Consider the following 21,647-nt stretch of genomic DNA (forward strand, 5'->3'; position numbering starts at 1 on the left):
AGACTGCTATTTTAGTTGAAACCGAGCTGTCAAACCTTCATTCACTTTAGATAACTCATGTGGTGCAAGACTTCCCAACCGTCCTATAATCAGTGACCTATCTATCGTAGTAATTTTATCAAGTTTGATGAGCGAGGTTTTTTTTAACCTGTTGTCTTTTGAAGGGTTTATTAAGATATCTGAGGTTGAGGTTTTATTCAAATTAGTGGTGATAAAGCAGACGCATACATAGTCATCTGAAGGAACAAGCACTAACGCAGGACGTGTTTTTTTTCCTTTTAAGTCTGTGAAAGGAAAGGGAACCAATACCAAGTCTCCCTTTTTCAATATTTCTCAATTAAATCTTCTTCAGAATAGAGATCTTCTTCCTCTTTCAAGAAATCAAAGGCCTCTGATTTGCTTGACAAGTTCATTATCCCTTCTGAAAGTTCTTGATCTTCAATCTTTGAGCGTAATAACTCTGCAAATCTTTTCACCTCTTCAACTTCAGTATCTGAAAGCTTATCAAGGCTTTTCAGGGTCTCTTCAATGAGTTCTTTTCTGCTCATAACTCTAAGTTAACAAACTTTCCAAAACATTCATTTTTATCTCCGTCTCCTCATATTCCTTCTGAGGATCTGAGTCTTCTGTCAGTCCTGCTCCTGCAAAAAATCGAATGTATCCATCCATTACTTTCATGCACCGGAGGTTAACAAAAAGACTGGTAGCGTCTTCAAAATTGACAGGGCCAAGGAAGCCGGAATAAAACTCGCGATCGTAATTTTCTACTTCTTTAATCCAGGGTTTTGCATGCTCAATGGGCATACCACAGACCGCAGAGGTAGGGTGGAGCAGCTCCAGCATCTGATCTGCCAAATCCTCAAACGTAACCTCGGAATAATCGACCACAAACTCTGTTTTGAGGTGTGCCAGGTTACCGGCCTGTATGGTTTTTGGACCGTGCTCATGAAATTCCCGTAGACGGATTTTCTTAAAGCAGTTGATGATGTATCTGCTCACGAGTGCCTGTTCTTCAATCTCTTTCTGTGTCCAGGCTATTTCACTGAGTTTCTGCCCGTTTCCCAGTCTTTTCGTACCTGCTAAAGCGACCGTCTTAAAGCTGTCATGATCATCTGAAATCAATAACTCTGGTGAGGCACCTATCCACATGCCTTTTCCGGGAATGAAGGACAAACTGCAAAACGCATTCTCATACTGAGCTGAGATGGTTTCAAAGAATTGCCACGAAGAAAAGTCGGATGGGATCTCTTCGTCTTTAAATCTGGAAAGTACGACCTTCTCAAAGGTGCCCTTTTGAATTTCAGCAACCGCTCTTTCAACCAATGCTTCAAACGCATTGGATGTAGGCTGAGAAGTCTTATTGCTTTGATTTTTGCTCTTCGATCTTGTATTTATCTGCTCTTTAAATGCATCAATTTGTACATCACTAATGTTGGGGCTAAACTCCACATTTTGATTCGTGATGATGATGTCTGCGCTAATGAAATACGGCTTTATCGGATGGTTATCACCAAAGGCATTGATTAGAAATCCGGGTGAGGTATTAGCAATCTGAAAATCAGGGAGTTGGGTAGGCTCAGTTAGTGAGATTATGAATTTACTTTCCGTACTGTTGGGCATGCGCCAAACAGCGAATGAATATCCGGTCTCAGCCAGTTGGTCAATCAACTCTTCCGGCTGCTTTAAGCTTAAAATGGAGGCGAGTTCTTTCACTTTCGGTCTAATATAGCGATGGTTATCCTGCTGATGGCGACAAGCTTTTTGTCTTCGTTATGAATTTCAATACTCCACACCTGCGTGCCTCTGCCTAAGTGAATCGGTTTGGCTGTACCGGTAACCAGTCCCTCAGTAGCTGATTTAATGTGATTGGTATTGATCTCCAGACCAACAGGATATTGTTTGTTTAAGTCAATAATCAACGTGGCTGCCAGGCTGCCCATCGTTTCCGCCAGCGCCACTGAAGCACCACCGTGTAACAATCCCATGGGTTGCTTGGTTCGATGATCTACGGGCATGGTCGCAACAAGATAGTCAGCACCTATTTCGGTGAATTCAATCCCCAGATGTTCTACCATACATCCCTTTGACATGCTATTCACAGCATCTAATTCGATGTAATCGGGAAAAATTCGTTCATTTGCCATTTGTACCAGCAAACCAACGTAAAGCAACCTTGAAAAGCAAGACGATTTTTATACTTCGACACGGAGAGACCGATTTCAATAAGAATGGAATGGTGCAGGGACGGGGGGTGAATGCCTCGATCAATGAAGCCGGAAAAGAGCAGGCCAGAAAGGCCGGAGCTATGCTAGCTGACATTCCATTTGATCATGTTTTTACTTCTGCTTTGATTCGCACAAAAGAAACCGTTGGCCAGTTTATTCACAATGGAACACCCGTAACATCCCTGGACGGATTTGATGAAATCAGCTGGGGAAACCAGGAAGGAAAAGAAGCATCATACGATGCTAAGAACCTTTATGCAGATACCGTAAACGGCTGGCGTAGGGGAGAGCTTCACCTGAATGTAGGAGGTGGAGAAAATCCATTGGAAGTAATGGAACGACAACAGTCAGCTATGCAGCAGGTTTTAGAGACCGATGGTGAAAACATACTTATCTGTATGCATGGAAGAGCCATGCGCGTACTATTGAGCTGGACGCTGAACTATCCCCTGAACTTCATGGATGGCTTCCCACATGCCAATTGTTCCTATTATGTGCTGGGTTATCGGGGAAGCTCGTTTTACCTGAAGGATTTTAACCGGGTAGGGCATCTTGGTTGAATAGACTAAATCCTGACAGGTTTTCAAAACCTGTCAGGACTCTTTTACTCGTGCATGCAAATTCTGGCGCAAGCGTCATACCGTGTTTAATATCAATCAATATAACTATGTTCAATTTGTGAGCAGAAAGTACAAATTCTGTGATCAGTCAAAACTCTATTTTGTCAGTTTTGCTACTGTTCATTGGATCGATTTATTTGTTAGACCTGAATATGCTGAGATTTTGATCGAAAGTTTGAGTTACTGTCAGAAAACGAAAGGATTGGAGGTATACGCATGGTGTATAATGCCTAGTTATGTACATACAACGCCCATGTTGGTGTTTTCACCAACATGAAATGGTTAAATTAGAATGTGAATTTCCCTACTGAGCATCCTCAATTCATCACAATAACTGTTTTCGAGTGGAAGCACTTGCTGAAACCGGATAAGTACAAAGAACTCATTCTGGATAGTCTTGAATTCCTTGTTAAGGAAAAGAGAGTAGAAGTCTATGGATTTGTGATTATGAGCAATCACTTCCACCTCATTTGGCAGATACAAGAACCTCATAGAAGAGAGGCTGTCCAGCGTGACTTTCTTAAATATGTGGCGCAGCAAATAAAGTTTGATCTGATTGATAATCATCCTGAAGTGCTAAAGCATTTTCAGGTAAACAAGCAAGACCGTAAGTGTCAGTTTTGGAAAAGAAATGCACTTTCGACTGACCTGTATTCTTCGGATGTCCTCACTCAAAAACTTGACTACATCCATGATAATCCTGTCAAGGCTGGTTTATGTCAATTGCCTGAGGATTACTATTTTTCCTCAGCTCGATTCTATCTGCAAAACAAGAATGAGTTTGGTTTTTTGTATCACTATGACGGTGGTGAATGAGGTTTATTTAGTTTGTTGGTGACAACACCAACAAAGGCAGAGAAGTCTATGGATTTGTGATTATGAGCAATCACTTTCACCTCATTTGGCAGATACAAGAACCTCATAGAAGAGAAGCTGTCCAGCGTGACTTTCTTAAATTGTGGCGCAGCAAATAAAGTTTGATCTGATTGATAATCATCCTGAAGTGCTAAAGCATTTTCAGGTAAACAAGCAAGACCGTAAGTGTCAGTTTTGGAAAAGAAATGCACTTTCGACTGACCTGTATTCTTCGGATGTCCTCACTCAAAAACTTGACTACATCCATGATAATCCTGTCAAGGCTGGTTTATGTCAATTGCCTGAGGATTACTATTTTTCCTCAGCTCGATTCTATCTGCAAAACAAGAATGAGTTTGGTTTTTTGTCTCACTATGACGGTGATGAATGAGGTTTATTTAGTTTGTTGGTGACAACACCAACAAAGGCGGAAAGGCGGAGAAGTAAGACAATTGCTTTACTGGATTCCGTACTTATTCTTAAGTTCTTTCTTTAGGTCTTTATCTCGGACAAGTCGAAGAATACTTTTGTTAGGACTGGTTATTAAGTTAAAAAGTTCAAATAGTTCGGTAAATGAATTGTTAAACTGGTCATAATGCATTACCAGAATCGATCTTGGGCATGCATGTTTGGATAAGTATCTGATTGTTAAATCCAAATCGTCATATTGACAGTTAAAGCGTTTTTTAAGATCTTTAATAGAGTACCTCTTTGTGAATCTTTTTAATTGTTCAAAGTTGTATTGTTCTAGCTCTTTTCCGATGTTATACTTAAGGACTAAAGAGTTCTCTTTTTTTGCTATTTGTTCAATTTTTTCACTCTTTTTCAAGCTATCAATTGTCAAGTCTTTTTTAGCAACATATAAATTGGCTGTAGTGACAATAATAGGTATATGGAAACAGAGTTGGTCTTCTAATCCATCATCTGATTCATAGTTAACAATCATGGACTCAATTATCTCATGAACCAATCCGTAACTAAGCTGATTTGCGGCTTGAGTTATACTTTTTGGGTTTTGTCTATCTGAAGTTATTTCAATTCCTTTTTCGCAGCTTGGCGAGAAATATGGCATTAAATAATAATCTAAATAGAACTTGTTTTCAAGAGTGAAAAAATCAATCGGATGCAAAAATGAATCGTAGGATTTTGTTTTTCCGGATTGCTCATTGTCAGGAACAAAAAGCCAGTTAGTTGAGGGGTCTCTATACTTGCACTCTATCAGAAGTTTAAAGAAGAATAGATCTTTTATATAAGACGAATCTATATCGTAAGAAAATTCAGTACTAATTTGGTTTCTGTCGTTTCTCAAATAGGATTGATCAAACCTCGTCTGACAACCCAATTCATCTAACAGTTTCTTAATTTCGAATTCAAGTGGTACACCAGATTTTAGTAAATAATCTTTCCATTTTGTGTTTGCCATAAACCTTTTGTGTTCGCGAGCACCGAATTACCTATAACGTACAACTATCATCCTTAAGTTGAACTTTTAATATCTATAAAAGTATCTCATTACACTAGCCTTTGCAAATAGCTCATTTAGCTTTATAGATGATTGTGTTTTTTATGAATATTTACTTATAGAATTGTGCTACTACACCGTCAATCAGATCATCAAAAGTCATAATCTCTAGATCGCGGTAATCATTGGCTATCTCTCTCCATTCATCTACACTAAAGTTCCATCGCCTTCCAATTACGAGTATCCTTTTTGGATAATAACTTTGATATGATATTTTTCTTCCACCCATTTTCTATTATTTGGGTCTTCAAAATAGGTTCTGTAATTCCTTGTTTGAGAGATATAGGAGCTAATCTCAGCTGAGAAGGTTTCCCGATTTGATTTACCAACTATTGAATTTCTTTTTAAGTCTGGAAGTTTAAATTCAACAATGTCCGAATAGCCATTAGGCCGTTCTACAAAAAAGTCAGGAATTATAGGATCTCTATCTTCGCTTTGCCATTCACACTTTACTTGTCCATAAATTTCTTTTCCTAAAAACCCCATCGTTAAAATGAATTTGTTCTCATCCATTTCTAAGAATTTGGTTATTTCGGGTTCAGATGTTTCTGAATTTCCAGTAAGTTCAATAAAGCGATTTAATTGGGGAAGTTTAGAGTATTTGTAATCTTCTTGGTTCGGTAACGGATAAATGTAATGCGCATCATGCTGGATCATTTTCTCATTATAGAAACCAAAGTCGATTGAGTAGGAATCATAACCTTCAAGTGAATCATCGTAAGAAACAGGAATAAAATCTATCCATTTAATATGCCTTGTTTTTAAACCGTTTTCATCGGCATCAAAAAAAAGCCCATTAATGATTCTTGAGAATTGTCCTTTTGGAATCATAAAGCCATTGCTATTAAAACCCAATAGTCCATCTTGAGCTTCAAAATTCCATTTCAATTCGGCTAACTTATCAAACCCTTTATTTGAAGGTAAAATAAGGTCTTCTGAAAATGGGGGTAATGGAAGTTTAAAAGTACCAGCTGTACCATCATATTTGAACCCAATTATCTCGTCACAGAAATCTTTTTCTCCTAATGTGTAATCATTGCAAATGAAGTGAGTTGTACCCTTTTCACGGAGTTTTTCAACCCTTTCTTCCCCAGTATATTCAATAGCAATATGATGCTTTCCGAGATATACAATAATGGTTTCATGATTTAAAATGAATCCAGTAAAGGTTTTTATCAGTTCAGGATTTTCTGATATGTATTTGTACATTGGAAACCAGTATCGGTTTCCAATTTCTTGAGCCAGGTAGCCAAGGATCTCGTTGTATCCTAATATTTCAGGTTTATTTTCCTCCATGTATTGTTCATAACAATAATATAAACGGCACAGCGCTTATCCACCTTTCAAATATAATGGTTGTGTTGTTTATCCCGCTATATAGAAGTAAAAGCTCTATAGGTGATTGCCATTCCGAATGGCCAGCTTTTGGGGAAAGTTGTTAGAACGTAATTGTGAATCCGGAAATTATATTATTGTACAATTTGTCGATAGGTACAGTAGGGGTAGGATCATAAATGTTTTGGTAGATCAATGATAAACCTACAATCTTGCTAAACTGATACGTAAATCGAGAGCTGGAAGCAAATCGCGGGGTGGAGACCAGCTCATCGAACCGACTTTGGTAATAAATGCTAATGTCAAGGAATATTTTATCAAAGGGTGCATATTTTAAGCTGGCGTATGATCCGAGTTTGATGTTTTCTGTTTCAATTGGAGTGGTATCTACAATTGCTTCTGCATTTGCTACACCGTCAAAATTCCACCGTTCAAATTCATAGAATGGGCCAATACCTACAAAGAATCCCAATGTAGGCCTGTTTACAATCCTCCATCTGCTGTTCACTCCAAAGGCATATTTACGTTCCATGCCTCGTGCTTCCGCCCAATGGACCTGGCTGTAAAGTTCAATGGATTGTTTTTTCTCCATCACATTTCTGTATTCAGCATAAATGTACCCGCCGCTAACCAACGTTTCATCACCGAACTTCGAAAGTTCAACCTTGTTTGCGACCGTAAGTGCATTTTTTCCAATTTTCGCGGATAAATCTGCCGTATTCTCAAAAGAGAACAGGTCTTTTCTCAGGTTTTTATAATTGAAATCAGGAACAATTGAACCCTTCATTCTTCTGGTTGAATCCAGAATTACGGTGAAACTTTCTGTATGAAGTATTTGCGCTTGTGCCGAGGAAAAGATCTGTAAAAAGACAAGCAGCAATGAGATTCTTAGCAGTATTTTCATTTTGTTAAAAGTCTATAAGAGGGAAAAATGTTTTAACAAGGTATAAAAACAGTCGATTATTTTTAGCTGGCATTTGAAATGAGGTCATCCCGGCTTTCAGTGGTATCAATCAATATCCTTAAAGTCCGGAAAATCCTGACAGGTTTTAAAAACCTGTCAGGATTCCTTCGATTCCTTTGACATCTGAGAAGCATCCAGATCGCCACTGAGGCTAGTATTTCTTCTGTCTCAATGAGTTAGCGTCGACCACCGTCAAAGCTCTTTCGAAAGTTATGTTGGAGTTGGAAGTTAGTCGGTCGATTTTAAGGTTATGCATTGGAATAAAGAAGTCCGTCCTTCATACAGTCCTGTATGTAAGAGAAAACGGCTTGCAAAGATTCATTTGTTAAGCGAGGATAGTTTTCAAGGATCTGCTGTTCAGTCCATCCTTGTGCAAGCAAGCCAATAATGTGTTCAACAGAAACTCTCGTTCCCTTGACTGTTGGCTTACCTAAAAGCACTTTGTTGTCGGATATTACATGATCTCGCCATTCCATATATCAAAGTTACGAACAATAGTAGGAAATGTTGATCTGGGGTTGTGTTCTCTAACTATATCGGAAACGTCATTTACCTTTCAAATATAGTGCTTGTGTCTTTACACGTTATATAGAAGATAAATTTCTGATATATTTTCAAAAACTGTCAAGGTTAAAAGTTGTATCAATACAAATCATCCGGATCCTGATCATGAGGACCAACTCCGGGCGGGTTAAACAGTCCCCATCTGTCTATGATATAATTCCAGGGATCAAACGTTTCAATCCAGTCGATAAACAATAAGCGATATTCTTCTACCGCATCTCGTAAGAGTTGGAAATACTGCGTTTCTTCAAATCCATGCATTTCCAGACTATGTGTTTGCACTACAAGTTCTCTCGCTGACCTTCTGATGATCGCAGCGCATTCCATTTTGATATCATAAAGGTCACCGGCCTCAGCTCCTGAGACTTTCACTGCCAGGTTATGGGCGTCATTCATCATCCATACTCCAACCTCTTGTAATATTTCATTATCCTCAGGAATTAAGTCAACCAAAGCACGAACAAGCTCAGCGATTTCCATCCCTTTCTTGAAAATGGGTAGGTTTCTGCTGTCTGGTATGTCATCTTCTTCTTCAAACATTGCTTTAATAAACATGAGTTCGGGATAAAAACCAACAAAAAACCTATCTAAACGTCACTCAGAGCCTTTTTCAATTGGGAAATGGGAGGGAAAAAGGCGTGGACCCCGTCTTCCGGACGGACAGGTCTTTCCGATTCGAAGAGATTCCACGCCTGTCTGCAGACAAAGGCAGGGCTTACAACCCACAATCAGCCCAAAGAGCCTCTTAATGACAGTTTTTGTTGGTTTTTTTTAATGCTTACATCGGACTCACGTTAATTATTTTTAATGGTCATTATCCCGGCCTTGTGCCGGGATCTTCCTTACGGAAAATCCTGACAGGTTTTTAAAACCTGTCAGGATTCCTTCGATTCCTTTGCCTGAGCATGCGCAATCCCCATCTTAATCTCACCCCAGGTGTAGCTGTCGGGTAAAGCTCCTTTGATCTCTCCTGATTTGGTTAACCCTTCATCATAGCATTTTAGGATGGCCTTGAGTTTGGTGGGTTTTACAAACTGAGAAGCATCCAGATCGCCACTTTCGACGTACTTCGCCAAATGAGACTCGATGGTTCCCTCTACCAAACCACGCTCTTCCGCAATGACCTTAATGGATTTTCCTTCCTTGTACATCTCATAGGTGATCTCGGCTGTAGGTGTTTTGTCTTTGGAAGCAGCCTGATTGACTTGCCTGGTAGATGAGTGCTTTTGCAAAGCATCCTTTGTCAGCGGTTTTCCCTCATTGATGTGCTGGATCAGCAAATTGAGTTTTACAATTTGCCTTAGTTGATTACTAAACAGGTCCTTTAATTCCACTAACTCTGCCCGATAGGTCTTGGCCTGTGATTGCGTTTTCAATGTCCGATGCAGTTGAGTTATCCGATCAATCTTGTCAGTGAGTTGTTCGGTGAAATAGTCCGATGCTTTCGTCATTCGTTCCGCCAGCTGATGCCATTCTCCTTTGGATAATAGTGAATTGACCTGTCGTATGAAGGTTTCGCCAACCTCTTTCAACGGAAAGGTATCGTTGATTAGCTCATCCGTCCAGGGAAGCTGCTTCTGCTTCAGTGATCGATTCTCGTCTTTGTTGAAGGTCTTTTTATGATTCACCAACTCTCTCAGCAGCGGATCAAAGAGAAAGGCACGTTCCGCAAACATCCGAATGAATCCAATCCGATCGTTTTCGAATTGTTTCTCCAGTTTTTGTGTATCCTCAAAACTCTCAATGAAGTACTTGAGTTGATCATCAATGGAAGGCGATCGCATCGGTAACGGACTTGACAAAATCAATCCATCCAAGGAAGTCAATCTCGAAAGGGCAACATACAACTGCCCTGCAGCAAACGTATTCTCCAGATCGAGAATGGCTTTCTCGAAAGTCAGACCCTGACTTTTATGGATGGTCACCGCCCACGCCAGCTTGACCGGGTATTGCTTGAATGTACCAAGTACTTTCTGCTCAACCTCTTTGGTTTCTTTGCTGAGTACATACCGCACATTTTCCCATTCGTATTGCTCGACAGCTACTTCCGTTCCATCTTCAAATTTTACTTTGATGCCATCTTCCAGACTCGAAACCCTTCCGATTTTCCCATTGAAGAACTGTCCTTTACCACTCGGATCATTTTTGATGAACATCACCTGAGCGTCCTCCTTCAGTCGAAGGTTCACCTCGTTGGGATAGGCGTTTTCCGGAAAGTCCCGGTCGATATCTGCTGTAAAAAGCTCATCCCTTCCGTCCAGATCGGCAAGTCTGGAGGTGTTGATTTTATCTGCTTTTTGATTGTGGGTGGTCAGGTGAATGTATCCTTCCAGGTTCTTACTTGCTACCTCAGCATCATAATGCTCATTCAGCAGTTCCACATCATCTTCCAGTAGCTCATTGTGTCTTAGGCGATTGAGTAGCTTAATAAATGTCTCATCGGTTTGACGGTAAACCTTATTCAGCTCAACCCGAATGGGAGGGTTGTCTTTGAGTACCCGTGCATCAAAGAAGTAAGGAGAAGCATAAAACTGTTGCAAGAGGCCTTGCTCTTCTCTCTTTACGACCGGAGGAAGTTGCATCAGGTCACCAATGAATAATACCTGTAACCCACCAAACGGATCAAATCTTCTTTTCCTCAAGTGACGCAAAGTCGCATCAATGCAATCCAACAGATCCGCCCGAAGCATACTCACCTCATCTATGATCAAAAGCTCAAGTTCATTGATGAGCTTGCGTTTTTGTGCTCCAAACTTTGCTTCACGGAAAAGCGAAGCGGGGGTATTGACCTGAATGTTTCGTTCTGAAAACGGAATCTCTTCCGGCACAAACGCGCCAAAAGGCAACTGAAGCAATGAGTGAAGCGTAACACCTTCCGCATTGATGGCCGCAATGCCGGTAGGAGCCGCTACAACAGCATTTTTGTAGGTGTTTTTGACAATACTCCGGAGGAAGGTCGTCTTGCCCGTTCCGGCTTTTCCGGTGAGGAAAATGTGACGATTGGTGCTGTTTACGTAATTGGCAGCTAGCTCTGCAGCATCACTGAATTGGTTCATGGAGCGAAGATTGAATTAGATTGTGCAATATACCATGTCATGCCGTGCTCGACACGGCATCTTCAATTTTACTGATTCGGAGAATGGGAAACAAGTCAGTGGCCTGCCTTATTCAGTAGTCACCCTGAATTTATTTCAGGGTCTATTTTTACTTTTTAATTAACCGAGTGACGTAATTAAAGAAAATGCTAATATTACTTCATGGCCAAGCAAAAAATTCATGCAGAAGTAGGCTTGCCTGCCAGAGCACTTTGAGTATAAGATGGCGAAACAGAAAATACATGCCGAAGTAGGCTTGCCTGCCGAAGCATTGAATAGAAGATGGCGAAACAGAAAATACATGCGGAGGTAGGCCTGCCTGCCGGAGCACTTTGAGCAGAAGATGGCAAAACAGAAAATACATGCGGAGGTAGGGAAACGGGTGATAGAGCTCTCAAATCTGGATAAGGTGCTCTATCCGGAGGATGAGATCGTAAAGGCCGAAATCATTGAGTATTACCTGAAGCTGGCACCCACCATCCTGAATCATATTCGAGGAAGGGCACTGTCCCTGGTGAGATATCCGGATGGGATTTATGGCGAGCAGTTTTTTCAGAAGCACCGCCCGGACTGGACTCCCGATTGGATTGATTATAAAAGGCTGGGGCAGGAGCGAAAGAAAGAATATGTGGTAGCTAAAGAAGAAGCTACATTGGTGTGGTTGGCGAATCTGGCTTGTCTGGAAATTCACCAGATTCATAGTTTCTCAGAACACAGTGACAAACCTGACTATATCGTGTATGATCTGGACCCACCTGAGGATGGCTCATTTCCACTGGAGGATCTGAAGCAAATCGCTTTCGCTCTCAAAGAACATCTGGAACGGTACAACTATCATGTGTTTGTGAAAACAACCGGTGGGAAAGGCCTGCATCTGGTCACACCCATAGAAGCTAAATACTCGTTTGAGGAATGCTTTCAAGCGGCTAAGAAGGTAGCCTCTGACTTCATCCAAAAACACGATCAAACCACGCTTCACATCAAAAAAGAGGCACGAAAAGGACGGGTATTGGTGGATATCTATCGGAATCGACCCTCACAGACCATCGTTTGCCCCTATAGCCTGAGAGGAAAGGCTGGAGCCACCGCTTCAACACCCATTGAATGGGAAGAACTGGAGCAATTGAAAGACCTTAATCAGTGGAATATCAAAACCACGCTGACGAGGGTAATGGAGGATGGAGATGCCTGGGAGCAGATCAGAGGTTGGGCAGTTCCTTTGCATACAGACAAGCGTGCAGTTGTAGCTAAGGAATTGCCACCGAACAAGCGACACAAAACACCTGAGCAGCTTTCTGACTATGAAAAGAAAAGAGACTTCAACAAAACCCCTGAGCCTTTGCTCTCGGAAAATGAAGCACCTGGTAGCCGTTTCTGTATCCAAAGACATCATGCTTCACACTTGCATTATGATTTGAGACTGGAGCAAGATGGCATCCTGAAATCCTGGGCGATTCCCAGGGGCATGCCTCCGGTTCCGGGAGTGAAAAGACTGGCAGTTCAAACCGAAGATCACCCGTTGAAGTATTTGACCTTTGAAGGAGAAATACCGAAAGGTGAATATGGTGGCGGAATGATGTGGGTGTATGCAACAGGTCGCTATGAAATCACCAAAGAGAAGAAACAGGGGTTTTATTTCCGCTTATCTGGCAAACAACTAAGTGCTGAATACCGCATGCATTTGATGAAGGACAAGGAGTGGTTACTGGAGCGAGTGGATGTTCCTCAGCAAAATTTGTTGGATCAGGTCATGAAGCCTATGCTGGCGGACGCCTCTAAGCGTGTGCCTATTGGGGACTATTATTATGAGGTGAAGTGGGACGGCATCAGGGCGTTGATTTATTTAAATGAAGGTCAGCTCAAGATTTACAGTAGGAATGGAAATGACATTACGGAGCAGTTTCCGGAGTTGAATGTCCCTGAGCAGGCATTCCGAATCAATAATGCCATTTTTGACAGTGAAATCGTTTGTCTGGATCAGGAAGGCAAAGCCAACTTCAAAAAGGTCATCAAACGTTTGATGAGCAAGAAGAACTTTGACTATGAGTCGAAGCGATCTCCTGCTTATTGTTACTTGTTTGACTGCCTCTATCTGGATGGTCGTTCGTTGATGAACGACCCACAGGATCGGCGCAGATGGTGGATGATTGATTCAACCCGGGTAGGAGAGACCAACTACCGCATCAGTCAGTCTGAAGAAGATGGCAGAGCATTGTTTGCTGCAGCAAAAGCTCATGGAATAGAAGGAATTGTGGCCAAACGGATAGATGCTCGCTATACACCCGGAAAACGAAGTGATGCATGGATAAAGGTGAAAGTGAAAGAAACAATGGATTGCTTCATCATTGGATTCACTCAGGGAGAAGGAGAACGAGAACGGTCGTTTGGCTCGCTACAACTAGCAGAAGAAAAAGATGGAGAACTGGTTTACAGAGGAAGGGTAGGAACCGGTTTTGATGAAGCCTTACTTAAATCACTTACAAAACAGTTTATTGAACTAGTGTCAGCGGATAAACCTGTAGAAGGAGAGGTTCACGAAGAGAAAAAGACGGTTTGGTTAAAGCCTGAACTCATGTGTGAAGTGGAGTATTCGATGATAACAGATAATGGAACCTTTAGAGATCCTGTTTTTAAGAAGCTAGTTAATGACAGTGTTTAATGGATGAAATAGATCCTTGGTTTAACTTAGCAACTCAAAGATTTTAAGGCACTCTTAAGCCATTAACCTTCGTAGTACGAACTGATCTCTCCATGAACATTAAGTTAGTTTCTTATCATCTTCTTGCTAATATTAAAACCGTCCCAAAATTCTTTTATCATAAGTTGAAGGGCAGGAAAATTGAAAAGCCGCCTGTTTTTATCGTTTGTGCAGCTCATAGTGGATCTACGCTGCTCATTAACATGCTTCAAAATCATCCGAATATTTACGGCATACCCGGAGAAAGTAAAATCACAAATCATCCTCTAACCCCGGTTATGATTCCTGTTTTTAATTATTTAACGATCGCTCACGGAAAAGAAAGGTGGATTGAAAAAACAGCTTCAAACGTGCACAGAATTGAAAAATTGCTGAAGTTTAAAGGGGCTAAAGTGTTGGTGATTAGAAGGGATGGAAGAAATGTGGCGCTATCCATAAAGAAGAGAACGGGCTCTATCGTTAGAGGGATCAGAAGATGGGCCAATAACAATAGAGAGGCAGATCCATTTTTACAAGATCCACGAGTGCAGTTGGTGAAATATGAGAATTTGGTCGAAGATCCAGAAAAGGAATTAACATCGATCCTTAATTTTCTTGATGAAAGCTTTCATCCTAACTGTCTCAAGTATCACGAAAACACGCTGTACTATTTTGATACTAAGGTTTCTCAACCACCCGATTCTTCTCGCGAAAATCTATATCAATATCGTAACTGGCAAATTAACCAGCCTATCTATGATAACCGCAACCAGTGGGAATCTCTAACTGATGAGGATAAGGAAGTTGTTAAAGAAATAGGAGGTGAGCAGCTGATCGAATATGGATATGTTAAAAATAATGATTGGTGAAACACAAAAAAAGCCACTCGAACATTCAAGTGGCTTTCTATTTCTTCCATTAGAATTACTTACTCATCAATAAACTCTTCAAAGCTTTTGAATTCAATCATACTCATTCCTTTGCCTTCCATGTATTTTTCCATCTTCGGTACACGCTTGGATTGAATGTAACTAAAATCATTCTTAGCTTTTTCAAATCGTTCTTCAAGCAGATTTAAATTGTCTAGCTCTGAAGCTGATGGTGCCTGAAAACCGCCAGCAATTTTTGCATATAGTGTCGCCAGCTTACCTCTAAGCTGTGGCTCAGCTGATGCAACATAATTGTCGCCAGTGGTCACTACTAAGATTTCTTTGAGCTCATTCAAATCTTTGATCACTGCATCTGCTTCTTTACTACCTCCATTAGTTTTCACTTCTTCTGCCTTAGCAAGAATCTCATCAATTTGATAAACCATATATGCCAGCTGCTCAGACATATCATAAAGCTTAATTACTGTTTCATGATTGGCTTTTCTTTCTTCCTCAGTTATAGTCGACTTTGGATCATTTACTAAAGTCACTGTTGTTTCATGTCTGTCCTTGCCTTTATTCATCACAATCTTATAATCACCGGCAGGCATCCGAGGAGAGGTGAAGCCACCAAATGCGAATGACTTACCTTTTGCAAGTTTAGGAGGACGAATTAACCCATTCCATGTAACCACGTTTATTCCTTTTGACTTACCTGGTGAAAGCTCTGCAAGCTTCTTCCCACTCATGTCCTGAACCTCCATTGACATTTTACCGAAAATATGCTTCTTCTTCAGGTAATAAGTGACTTTAACATCATTTGAGCCATTGGCACCCACAAATTCCATCTCAGTAGCTGTACCACCAAACGGGCTTGTTTCTTCTATTATAGCAGGCTTACTCTCAAAGAAATGAACGTCTTTAGCCAGTACTTCCTGTGTGATTTCCCGAAGGGGACTTATGTCATCAATAATAATCACGCCCCTGCCATGTGTACCCATCACAATGTCATTGGTCTTTTTCTGCATGTCAATGAAGTGGACAGCTACTGGTGGCATGTTATTGGTAAATTGACTCCAGTTTTTACCACCATTTACGGTAACGTACAGACCAAACTCTGTTCCAAGGAAAAGTAAATCTTCATTTACAAAATCCTCTTGAAGATTACGAGCAAACCCATAAATCTCATCAGTTACAATGGAATTCCAGGATTGTCCAAAATCAGTGGTTTTATACACATAGGTATTCATATCTCCACTAGTGTGACCATCAAGTACTGCATAAGCAGTGCCTTCTCCATGTACACTTGCCTCAATATGATATACCCAGGTATTTGCAGGAACATCTCCAGGGAGATTCGTAGTTGTGTTTGTCCAGCTTTTACCACCATCTTTGGTTACCTGGATGTTTCCATCATCTGTCCCTACCCATATTACCTGCTGATTTACAGGCGATTCTGCGATTGTAAAAATCGTACAATGATTCTCTGCTCCAGAGTTATCTTTTGATATTCCGCCAGACTCTTCCTGGTTTTGTTTGGCTGGGTCATTGGTGGTCAAATCACTTGAAATAACCTCCCAGGTATTCCCCATATCTTCCGATCGGTGTAGATACTGGCTACCCATGTAAAAACGATCCGGCTGAGCTTCACTTACAGCCATTGGTGCATTCCAGTTGAACCTCAACTTGTCTTCGCCTTTAGTCTGAAGAGGCTGCACCGTTTTGGTTGACATGGTTTCCATGTCGTAGCGCCAAACGTTATCAGCTCCCTGCATTTCTGAATAAAGAATCTTTTTACCGGGGTGTTTCAATACCCTAAAGCCATCTCCGTAACCAACAACATTCCAATCACGAGCTTCTACACCGCCTGGTGAGGAAGAAGGCCCATACCATGATCCATTATCCTGCAGGCCGCCATAAACATTATATGGCTCCTCATTATCCACGCTTATGTGATAAAACTGCGAGAGTGGGAGGTTAGCTACGATTTCCATTGTGGTGCCGCCATCCCATGTCCGGTATACTCCACCATCAGTGCCCACATACATTCGATCTGAATTTTTGATGTCAAATAAAATATCATGAATATCAGCATGCATGTTGCCCATACCTTTGAAGGTCTTTCCACCATCACGGCTGATAGAACCGAACAATCCAGCTTTAACCACTACGTCAGGGTTTTTTGGATCTATGACAATTCGTGAAAAGTAAAATGGACGAACAACCAATCCAAAATCACTGTTTAAGTGCTCCCAGTTTGCTCCGGCATCCGTGGATTTATAAAGACCTCTCTTATTTTCATCTTCTGTTTCCAATACAGCATACAGAATGTTATTATCTGAAGGAGCAACTGCAACAGCAATTCTGCCTAATTTTCCAGATGGAAAGCCATTATGAATTTTGTCCCAGGTTTTGCCTGCATCGGTGGATTTATACAATGCACTCTTTTCACCACCAGAGTTGAACCCCCAGCCGCTTCTTCTAAACTCCCACATGGAAGCATATAATGTATTCGGATCGTTTGGATCCATGATTACATCGCCACAACCCGTAGTTTCATCAATATATAATACCTTATCCCAGGTCTGGCCTCCATCTTCTGATTTGTAAACTCCTCTTTCATCACTATCTCCCCAGAGTGCGCCAAGTACGCCTACATACATGACATTGGTGTTCTCCGGGTTTATTTCAATGCTGCTTATGCGCTCAGATTTTTCAAATCCTACCTTGGTCCAGTTTACACCACCATCAACTGATTTGTAAAGACCATCACCAACAGAAACACTATTTCTGGTCCAAATTTCACCTGTACCTACCCAGATAATATTATCCGGATCTTGCGGATCAAGTTTAACTTTTCCAATTGATTGTGCATGATCATCAAAAATTGGTTGGAAGGAAGCTCCACCATTAGCAGATTTCCAAACGCCACCGCCTGCTGAGCCTGCATAAACAATTCGATCATTGGTCGGATGTCCCTCAAGGTCGATAATACGCCCACTCATCAAGGCAGGACCTATGTGCCGTGCCTTCAAATCTCCAAAAAGCTGCTTTCCGCTTAATACGATCTCTTCCTGAGCTTGTCCCACAAACAGGAATGCACAGGCGATTAGGTATAGATATATTCTTTTCATACTATTTAGATGAAATTCTTAGTTATCTCCTTCTTGTGGAAAAGCAAAAGTTGATTCGCTTACTTCAGGATTCAATTCGATTGACTCAATGATAAGTGGCTGTGAAGGACCATCTTTTACCCCTTGAGTTAAAGAAAAAGGGAAGTATAGTCCATCTACCTCTTGGTAATCACTCATTGTAGATCTGCCTATCGAACCTGCTTGTGGCCCTTGTTTTATTTCCTGATCAACTGCAAGAGGTACAAATGCTTCGGTATCGAAGTAATAGAAAGAAACATCTTCTACTTCCTTTCCATCCATCATTCTAGGCTCCTTCGTCAATTTTACCTTATAAGTCTCGGCTCCTTCGATGGTTTCAGTACCCAACAACTCAGCTGTATAGCCTTTGTCTTTGTAGTTTAAGAATGAATCCGGAAAATCATTAGCGTCCAGCTTCATATTTTCTGTTGATTCTGCATCAGATTTTTCTGCCTTCATTGATTGAAAGTTAGTACCCCAAAGCGTCTCTCCGTCATAAACGCCCTGTCTAAGAGTCATACCCTGAAAGGTGAATTGGGTATACTGTCTTCCGTCAGCTAGTTGTACGATTTCGAGGGGTATTTCCATCCCGCCCTGGTTTACTTTAGCGGTCATTTTAATGCCTTTCAGGTTAGCCCAGGCATCTTTGCCGCCGGTGTTTTCAAAGTAACCGTCAATAATTTCATCGACAGAAACATCTTGTGCTTGTGTGCTTGTAATCGCACATACTGCAATTGCTGCAAATAGTAGTTGGAATTTTCTCATATTGAATTTTATTTAATAGCGTAATTTAGTGATTCAAAGTAGTTCTATTTACTCTTAGAAGTTAATCGGCATTATTGACCGATTGAACGGAAATTCTGATATGATAATTAGTTACTCCTTTGAAATTTGATCAAAAAAAGCAATATTGTCAAGCAATTTTTCATACCAGCAAATGGAGAATACAATGAAAAGAATCGTTTTAATCGATGACGATGAGACCACTAACTATCTCAACAAGTTGATTATTGAGCGCTCTGAATTAGTTGACGAAGTGATCTCTTTCGATTCAGCAGAGGACGCATTAAGATTTTTCAATGAACATAGAACAGAGGAAGATGAAGCTTTGGTCTTGTTGGATATAAATATGCCAATCATGAATGGGTGGCAGTTCCTCGACCATTACCAGGCTTTAAAAGATTCAGACTCAAATAAAATTGTTATTCTGACATCCAGCATCAATCCGGCAGATAAGCAGAAAGCTGAAGAAAAACGAATGATTCTTGATTATAAAGCAAAGCCATTATCTGTGGAGATGATTAGTGAATTGGTCACCAGTTATCTTAACTAACTGGTAATATCTCTTTTGGAAACTCAAATGTGAAAGCCGAACCAATACCTTCCTCACTTTCTACTCTTACCCAACCATTGAGTGCATTTACTCTATTTTTAACGATGAATAAACCCATACCGCGTCCTTCTGTTTTAATATGAAACCTTTGATACATCTTAAAAATTTTGTCACCAAACTTATTCATATCCATTCCAAGACCATTGTCAGACACTTTAATATAGTGGTGTAGCTCGTCTTCGTAGCTTTGAATTTTGACTAATAACCTTTTATCAGGATCAGCAAACTTGATACTATTACTTAATATGTGATATAAAGCATCAGATAGAAAAGGCTTATAAGTTTTGATTTTTTCAACTTGTAAATCTTGCTCAATAGTCATGCTTTGCGATTTGATTTCAGCTTTTAGAAGATCAAGAACTTCTTTGGTTAAGTGCTCAAGAGATAGAACCTTGAAGTCTGAAGGCTCTGGATCACTTTCATTGAGAACAGTGCTTAATTCTTTAATTACCTTATCAATCTTATTTGAAGCTTTTCCAATTCTTGAGATAATTTCATTTGAATTTTTAATTCCATTACTGCTGTCTTGTAGCAGATCTGAAAATCCAATGATTTGGGTGAGCGGTTCTCTTAAATTATGGCTGATTACACTATTGAATTCCTGCAAGCTTGCATTTCTGCTTTTAAGTTTTTGAATTAACTCTTCCTTTTCAATTTCAAGTCTATTTCCTCGGTGTTTTGCAATAGCTGCAACAATAAGATCTGCAAGTGAGCCAACGTATCGTTGCTCTTGAACATCCCATTCACGTATTTTCCCCCTGGTCATTGTATAAGAAATAAAACCAACAAACTTAGAATCAATGATGATTGGGGCGTTCAAAATTGATTCAATTCCTGCATGTTTAAAGTACTTTTCATAAATATCTGCAAGTCGTTCATCCTTACTTATTCGTGAAACAGCAACCGTTCTGTTTTTTAAGAAATCATCAAAAAATCGAGGAAATTCGTGACGTGAAAATTCTACTGGAGGAATCTTCGGAACATTTTTCTTTTGAGTAATTGAGTGGAGAAATATTTCTTGTTTTTCATCATTCATTGCCCAATAGGTGGCACGATCACAGTATAAAACTTCACTTGATAAATTGAGTAGGCTTTGCAGAAAAAAATCCAGATCTAAATCTCTCTTATTTAGCTCATTCGACAGTGAAAGTAGTGATTTTGTAAAACTAGATTCCATCTGAGCTTCTGACTGTAATCGCTGACGTTTTCGGTATTGAAAAGTAGATATACCTAAACCAATAACAATGAAAAAGGCTAGAATAATAACAATGAGCCTGGCTTCTTCTTCTATCTTTCTTTGCTGTTGTTCCTGTCGAAGAAGTTTGTTTTCTGATTCAACAAGTTCAGCCTGTAAAGCGGCTTGCATTTTTTCCACATTGGAAATGAATTCAGCATTTCTAATACTGTCATCCAGGTTTTTGTGCTTTTCAAGATAGATAGCAGCATTTGAAATATCATTTCTATCCAAATGAAATTTATAAAGTTGATTGTATGTACTATTGAGTAGATCGTATGCATCAAAAGTCTTTGCTAGATTCTCACTAAGTTTCCAGTAGTAAAGGGCACTATCAGACTCAGTTCTTCTATTCTTCAAGAAGTATTCCGCAATTTTCAGGTATGACTGGATTAAACCTCTTTGATGCCCTGCCTGCTCTCGACTCTCAATCGATTTCCTCATTAGCTGGATGGCGGCATTAAAATTATTGCCTCTAAACTCACATTCTGCCAATCCAAAATATCCATAACCTTGACCTCTGAAATGATTACTTTCTATTGCCAGGTCGAGGCAGTTTTTAAAATACATTTTTGCTGAATCAACCTTTCCCTGCATAAGACTTACTTCTCCAAGGTTGGAATAAATAATGTCAGGTTTGAAATTTGGAAGCTCCTCATTCGCAATAGTTAGCGCTTTATTGAAATACTTAATACTTGAATCATACACCTCCTTTCTTCGATAAACTTCTCCTATGTTATTGTTTATCCGCATGTTATCCATTGGATACTGCTGTGGGTTATAGGATAGGGCCTTTAGGTAATGAGAAAGTGCCTGATCAGGGAGTCCACTTATAAGAAAGCTGCTCCCTTTTATTATTGTCGCTCTTAACAGCCCTCTTTCATAGTTAATAGATTCTGCTACTGAAATTGCAAGATTATTGTAATAGGCTAGTTCTTGTGGATTTAAGAAGCCAAGTTGAAATGAGATTTCATTTGCTAAATCAACGTATAAACTATCCCGTTCATCATGCTCACTAAAAAGTGACTGAAGACTATCCAGTTTATGCTTCTGACTAACAGAGCCGAATAGGATGAACAAATACAAAAAAAGAAATAGAATTCCCTTCATTACAAATATCTAAGGTAGCGTTTACCTTTGGA

The 21,647-nt window shown here is 40.2% G+C and carries 20 protein-coding genes; 6 read left to right on the plus strand and 14 right to left on the minus strand.

The genetic code is table 11. From position 1 onward, the window contains the following. Window positions 1–6: 6 nt before the first annotated feature. Genes CHB71_RS04635 through CHB71_RS04650 form a run of 4 tightly spaced genes read right to left on the minus strand, consistent with a single transcriptional unit; the run spans window position 7 to window position 2,144 of the window. A complete protein-coding gene (locus CHB71_RS04635) occupies window positions 7–327 on the minus strand; it encodes a type II toxin-antitoxin system PemK/MazF family toxin (RefSeq protein WP_089355736.1) in 321 nt (106 codons plus the stop codon). Next, window positions 324–548 carry a hypothetical protein gene (locus CHB71_RS04640; RefSeq protein WP_089355737.1) on the minus strand — a complete coding sequence of 75 codons (225 nt, stop codon included), beginning with the start codon at window positions 546–548 and terminating at the stop codon, window positions 324–326. The genes CHB71_RS04635 and CHB71_RS04640 overlap by 4 nt, the downstream gene beginning before the upstream one ends. Before the next feature lie 4 nt (window positions 549–552). Then, window positions 553–1,713 carry an isochorismate synthase gene (locus CHB71_RS04645; RefSeq protein WP_089355738.1) on the minus strand — a complete coding sequence of 387 codons (1,161 nt, stop codon included), beginning with the start codon at window positions 1,711–1,713 and terminating at the stop codon, window positions 553–555. Further along, window positions 1,710–2,144 (minus strand): hotdog fold thioesterase, encoded by a 435-nt coding sequence (locus tag CHB71_RS04650; protein ID WP_089355739.1) that lies wholly within the window; start codon window positions 2,142–2,144, stop codon window positions 1,710–1,712. Before CHB71_RS04650 ends, CHB71_RS04645 begins: the two co-directional genes overlap by 4 nt. A 29-nt stretch (window positions 2,145–2,173) precedes the next feature. Between CHB71_RS04650 and CHB71_RS04655 the strand changes: the two genes are divergently transcribed. The 3 genes from CHB71_RS04655 (at window position 2,174) to CHB71_RS04670 (ending at window position 4,091) form a co-directional block, all read left to right on the plus strand. After that, window positions 2,174–2,785: a histidine phosphatase family protein gene (locus CHB71_RS04655; RefSeq protein WP_089355740.1), complete on the plus strand. Its 612-nt coding sequence runs from the start codon at window positions 2,174–2,176 to the stop codon at window positions 2,783–2,785. 354 nt (window positions 2,786–3,139) lie between these two features. Next, complete coding sequence (locus CHB71_RS04665) at window positions 3,140–3,661, plus strand: REP-associated tyrosine transposase (RefSeq protein ID WP_089355741.1); 522 nt, start codon at window positions 3,140–3,142, stop codon at window positions 3,659–3,661. Window positions 3,662–3,803: 142 nt separating this feature from the next. Continuing rightward, window positions 3,804–4,091, plus strand: coding sequence for a hypothetical protein (locus CHB71_RS04670; protein ID WP_089355742.1), 288 nt, complete (start codon window positions 3,804–3,806; stop codon window positions 4,089–4,091). A gap of 66 nt (window positions 4,092–4,157) precedes the next feature. Here CHB71_RS04670 and CHB71_RS04675 read toward each other — a convergent pair whose 3' ends face one another. The 7 genes from CHB71_RS04675 to CHB71_RS04700 form a co-directional block, all read right to left on the minus strand. Beyond that, the gene (locus tag CHB71_RS04675) at window positions 4,158–5,123 is read right to left on the minus strand and encodes a hypothetical protein (protein WP_089355743.1); all 966 of its coding nucleotides are present in this window, start codon (window positions 5,121–5,123) and stop codon (window positions 4,158–4,160) included. A 151-nt stretch (window positions 5,124–5,274) separates the two neighbouring features. After that, window positions 5,275–5,451 (minus strand): Shedu anti-phage system protein SduA domain-containing protein, encoded by a 177-nt coding sequence (locus tag CHB71_RS19180; RefSeq protein ID WP_144017330.1) that lies wholly within the window; start codon window positions 5,449–5,451, stop codon window positions 5,275–5,277. After that, on the minus strand, window positions 5,397–6,518 hold the full coding sequence (locus tag CHB71_RS04680; RefSeq protein WP_089355744.1) for a hypothetical protein: 1,122 nt from the start codon (window positions 6,516–6,518) through the stop codon (window positions 5,397–5,399). Before CHB71_RS04680 ends, CHB71_RS19180 begins: the two co-directional genes overlap by 55 nt. A 142-nt stretch (window positions 6,519–6,660) precedes the next feature. Then, complete coding sequence (locus CHB71_RS04685; RefSeq protein WP_089355745.1) at window positions 6,661–7,461, minus strand: DUF481 domain-containing protein; 801 nt, start codon at window positions 7,459–7,461, stop codon at window positions 6,661–6,663. Between the two features lie 308 nt (window positions 7,462–7,769). Continuing rightward, window positions 7,770–7,997, minus strand: a complete 228-nt coding sequence (locus tag CHB71_RS04690) for a DUF433 domain-containing protein (RefSeq protein ID WP_089355746.1) — start codon at window positions 7,995–7,997, stop codon at window positions 7,770–7,772. Between the two features lie 166 nt (window positions 7,998–8,163). Continuing rightward, the gene (locus CHB71_RS04695; protein ID WP_245811216.1) at window positions 8,164–8,640 is read right to left on the minus strand and encodes a hypothetical protein; all 477 of its coding nucleotides are present in this window, start codon (window positions 8,638–8,640) and stop codon (window positions 8,164–8,166) included. 320 nt (window positions 8,641–8,960) lie between these two features. Next, entirely contained in the window at window positions 8,961–11,141 is a 2,181-nt protein-coding gene (locus CHB71_RS04700) for a helix-turn-helix domain-containing protein (RefSeq protein WP_089355747.1), read from the minus strand. 382 nt (window positions 11,142–11,523) lie between these two features. On the opposite strand from CHB71_RS04700, the gene ligD reads away from it, so the two are divergent. Further along, window positions 11,524–13,839: a non-homologous end-joining DNA ligase gene (gene ligD / locus CHB71_RS04705; protein ID WP_089355748.1), complete on the plus strand. Its 2,316-nt coding sequence runs from the start codon at window positions 11,524–11,526 to the stop codon at window positions 13,837–13,839. A 92-nt stretch (window positions 13,840–13,931) separates the two neighbouring features. After that, window positions 13,932–14,726, plus strand: coding sequence for a sulfotransferase family protein (locus CHB71_RS04710; protein WP_089355749.1), 795 nt, complete (start codon window positions 13,932–13,934; stop codon window positions 14,724–14,726). Between the two features lie 59 nt (window positions 14,727–14,785). On the opposite strand, the gene CHB71_RS04715 is transcribed toward CHB71_RS04710, so the two are convergent. Beyond that, window positions 14,786–17,860, minus strand: a complete 3,075-nt coding sequence (locus CHB71_RS04715; RefSeq protein WP_089355750.1) for a WD40/YVTN/BNR-like repeat-containing protein — start codon at window positions 17,858–17,860, stop codon at window positions 14,786–14,788. A gap of 18 nt (window positions 17,861–17,878) precedes the next feature. After that, window positions 17,879–18,643, minus strand: coding sequence for an outer membrane lipoprotein-sorting protein (locus CHB71_RS04720; RefSeq protein ID WP_089355751.1), 765 nt, complete (start codon window positions 18,641–18,643; stop codon window positions 17,879–17,881). A 184-nt stretch (window positions 18,644–18,827) separates the two neighbouring features. Between CHB71_RS04720 and CHB71_RS04725 the strand changes: the two genes are divergently transcribed. Then, window positions 18,828–19,211 carry a response regulator gene (locus CHB71_RS04725; protein ID WP_179213305.1) on the plus strand — a complete coding sequence of 128 codons (384 nt, stop codon included), beginning with the start codon at window positions 18,828–18,830 and terminating at the stop codon, window positions 19,209–19,211. Here CHB71_RS04725 and CHB71_RS04730 read toward each other — a convergent pair. Continuing rightward, the gene (locus CHB71_RS04730; protein ID WP_089355753.1) at window positions 19,204–21,615 is read right to left on the minus strand and encodes a tetratricopeptide repeat protein; all 2,412 of its coding nucleotides are present in this window, start codon (window positions 21,613–21,615) and stop codon (window positions 19,204–19,206) included. The two genes, CHB71_RS04725 and CHB71_RS04730, sit on opposite strands and share 8 nt — an antisense overlap. Window positions 21,616–21,647: the final 32 nt, after the last annotated feature.

The sequence above is a fragment of the Ekhidna lutea genome (assembly GCF_900188325.1).
GTDB lineage: Bacteria > Bacteroidota > Bacteroidia > Cytophagales > Cyclobacteriaceae > Ekhidna > Ekhidna lutea.